Source organism: Nostoc sp. 2RC (assembly GCF_014222165.1).
In the GTDB taxonomy this organism is placed as follows: Bacteria; Cyanobacteriota; Cyanobacteriia; order Cyanobacteriales; family Nostocaceae; genus Nostoc; species Nostoc linckia.
This window is the reverse complement of record NZ_JACKZU010000562.1, coordinates 1-3,376: the sequence shown is the minus strand read 5'-3', so window position 1 is coordinate 3,376 and position 3,376 is coordinate 1. Positions and strand designations below refer to the sequence as shown.

Here is a 3,376-nt window from a genome sequence, read left to right as displayed (position 1 = left end):
CCAACCCTCCCCGATGCTTTGGGGAGGGTGCCGTCAGGCGGGTGGGGTATCTGTCGCAAACATTTTTTGAATCGGTATTACGGGATGATTTGAGAATTTGCATCAAAACATAATCCCCGTGTCTCCGTGTCTCCATGTCTCCGTGTCAGACTAAATCATCCCATTATTCAGTAACGCCTATTTTTTGGAGTTCCCTTAATATCTGGGGAATGTGGGTTAATGGTGATGATGATGATGATGGTGATGGTCAGCTAATTGCGGATTAACTGCCACAGTTTCCTCTGACAACAACTGTGCGATATAAGGTTCTGACCATTGCGCTGCCATCGCTAAAAATTCCGGATGGTCATTGACGCAAGGCATTTGTACGTAATTTATACCAGAATGCTGTTTTTCCAAAGCATGGATGATGTGATGTACATCCAACAGAGTTTCGTGGTTTTCCGTAGCAAAACCTATTGGCATAAATATCACTATTTTTGCACCCAGTTGAATCAAGTTAGTTGCAGCTTGTTGTGCATTTGGCTGCGTCCACTCAATCAAAGGCGTGTCGTGATTGAGCCAACCTACAGAAATTAAAGGATAGCGGTTAATCAATTTATCTCTTACTAAATCGTATAGCGCCTGACTTTCGGTAATTCCAGAGGTGAATCCTTTGGCTTTGTGGGGACAGCCGTGATTCATCAGTACAATACCGATTTGAGAGGGTAGGTAAGCTGCTGCTAAATCAGCGTTAATTTTTTCCTCAACTAAATGAGCCATCAAATCGATGTAGGCTGGTTCGTTGAAGAAAGAAGGAATATAGCGCTGTGCTTGAATCCAGTGTTCTTCACCATCAGTCAACTCAACAAGGGCATTGTTAACTTGCTCGATGGCAATTCCACTGGTAAAAATAGAATCAACAACCAGCAGTGGATAAATTAGCAGCTTGTCAAACCCTTGGTTTTTGATTTCTGCTAAAACTTGTTTGGGTAAGAAAGGCGCGCAAAAGTTGAAAGCTTTGAAAACTTGGACATTATTGCCCCATTTTTCTTGTAAATTCTTCTCTATCCCAGCACGCTGCTGTTCAAAGATGGCATTGTGTGGGGAAATAAAATCGTGGTGTGTGTGTCCCCACTCATGGCGGTCAAATAGTGCCAAAAGTTTTGCCAGTGGCGGATAAATCCAGGTTGGCACTGGTGCGAATTTGGCGGTGAGTAGATTTAAAGCCTGTTCGTTATAGTTAGCGAAATCTTCGTAGCTTTCGACTTCGCCATAGCCCATAAGCAGTACAGCTACACGGTCTTTACCTAATAATTGCTCGTGAGTATGTTGTAGTTTTTCCGGCGTTGCAACCACAATAACTTCCTCAATATAACCAGAGTGCAGAGAATTTAAAGCTAGGGGATTAGCTTGAACATTTCCCCTACTAATAAATTATTATCACATCCCCCCGGATGGGATAGGTGCAAAAATCAAAATAATACATCAAAAGACACACTTGGATAATTACTTGATACTGGCGTTCACTTTGATATGGTTCGTGGCGTGGTAAGGTACGCTTTCAAAGCTGCTAACTCTGGTAAATAAAGATTTGGGTGTGATTAACACTACAGGCAATCAGCAATTAAACGAGATGAAAAATATTTTTCATCTTGATTGAGATCGAACTGCATAATCCGTCAAAGTCGGCCGTGTAACTCCTTAGGAAGACGGAGATGCTTCTCAAGCCAAGAGTAGCTATCAGTCAAAGTTCGATTTGTATCACTCAATCATTTACAAAGGAGTTACCATCATGTCTATTACTTCTTACTCAGAAGATCTCATCCCCGAAATTTTATACGCTCCCAGTGTTGTACCACAGTCAAGTGTTACAACTGAGCCGGAGAAACAACCAGGTATTCTTAGAGATATTTCTGGATGCGTTGCAATTTTTGGGCCGATTCAGATTTGTTACGACCTTAATCTCAGCACGCCTAGTGCAGCAATTTCTCTGAAAGTAGCTGGTGTGACTGTTGTGTCAGGAGAAATCAGTCCTCAACACCCATGTCTTGAATTGAAAGGTGATTATAGTGTCGCCAAATGGGACTTAGAAATATGTTTACGAATCCCTGAACAGCGAATTACTTTATCAGGTAAAGCTTGCGTAACTTTCAAAGGATGTAAGAGTTTCGACATCACACTGTTTCACTGGGGACAGACAGATTTATTCCAACCAACTAACTTTGTTGTGTACCACAACATTACTGTAACTAAAAATGGGGTACAGTTTCTTCCACATGCTATTTCGCTGAATACTGACGGCACTCGCGCAACAGTTACCACAAGTAACTTTGATGGTGTATTGTCCGTTGGGCAGCAATATACTATTACTGTCCTTGGTGGCCCAATTTTTACCGCTAAATATGTTGGTGTCGATGGATTAACTTATAAGTTTGATAATCTGCATCAACAGTAGATATGTGAAATTTAATTTAAAGTCACCTGAGAGTGCATAAAGTTGCCTAATTTAATTAGACTAACCACTTGTGTAGGAAAAGTTTTTTACCTCAGGTTTAATTTGCGATCGCAATACTCAAACTCTTAAAAATTAGCGCTATCACTGGAATCTCAGTTTGATGGCGCTTTTATTTATCTTCAGAAACCATCAGCTAAAGTTGAAGTTATTAATAATTGTGCAAGCTGCTAACACGCAACAAAGAAATGAGTATAATTATTTGCCCTGGAATCCACGATCGCATCTTCACCCAATCCTTTATATCGGGATTGTTAAATGGCTCAATAGACCAATATCAAGCTAATATACTCGTTTTTCCGGGGAAAGACTTTTTGAGTCTATCAGCTTTGCACATTTTGGAGTTTTTGCGCGATCGCTTAAAAAAACCTTTGGAATCGCCATTAATATTTATTAGCTTTAGTGCTGGCGTCGTTGGGGCCATCGGTGCGGCGCATTTGTGGCAACTTTTGGGTGGTCGTGTGAAAGCGTTTATTGCTATAGATGGATGGGGGGTGCTACTACAGGGAAATTTTCCAATTCATCGAATGAGTCATGATTATTTCACTCATTGGAGTTCTAGTTTGCTTGGTTGTGGGCAATATAACTTTTATGCAGAACCAGCAGTCGATCATATGTCAATTTGGCGATCGCCTGAAACTGTACAGGGTTGGGGGGTAGATTCATCCATTGGAATTTTTCCCCCTAAAGGCTATCTGAGTGCAGCTGCATTTTTGCGTATGCTGTTAGAACACTATGAAGCAAATTAATCCGGACAATGGAGTAAGTAAACAGGAGTTAGGAATGAGGAGTTAGGAGTTAGGAGTTAAAAGTGCTGAGTGTGGAAGCTTGGGAAGATGAAGTTATGGGGTAATGGGCGTAGTTTCCCCCCACCTCCCCACC

The 3,376-nt window shown here is 41.4% G+C and carries 3 protein-coding genes; 2 read left to right on the top strand and 1 reads right to left on the bottom strand.

Translation table 11 applies throughout. The features are described from left to right. Positions 1-216: 216 nt before the first annotated feature. Positions 217-1,338 (bottom strand): ferrochelatase, encoded by a 1,122-nt coding sequence (locus tag GNE10_RS33120; protein ID WP_185570295.1) that lies wholly within the window; start codon positions 1,336-1,338, stop codon positions 217-219. Positions 1,339-1,774: 436 nt separating this feature from the next. Between GNE10_RS33120 and GNE10_RS33115 the strand changes: the two genes are divergently transcribed. Further along, positions 1,775-2,437 (top strand): hypothetical protein, encoded by a 663-nt coding sequence (locus tag GNE10_RS33115; RefSeq protein ID WP_185570294.1) that lies wholly within the window; start codon positions 1,775-1,777, stop codon positions 2,435-2,437. 245 nt (positions 2,438-2,682) lie between these two features. Next, positions 2,683-3,243, top strand: coding sequence for a hypothetical protein (locus GNE10_RS33110; RefSeq protein ID WP_185570292.1), 561 nt, complete (start codon positions 2,683-2,685; stop codon positions 3,241-3,243). Positions 3,244-3,376: the final 133 nt, after the last annotated feature.

Excerpts from the sequence above, each read along its gene's own strand:
- GNE10_RS33115 (WP_185570294.1), top strand. The coding sequence starts at position 1,775 with ATGTCTATTACTTCTTACTCAGAAGATCTCATCCCCGAAATTTTATAC.
- GNE10_RS33110 (WP_185570292.1), top strand. The coding sequence starts at position 2,683 with ATGAGTATAATTATTTGCCCTGGAATCCACGATCGCATCTTCACCCAA.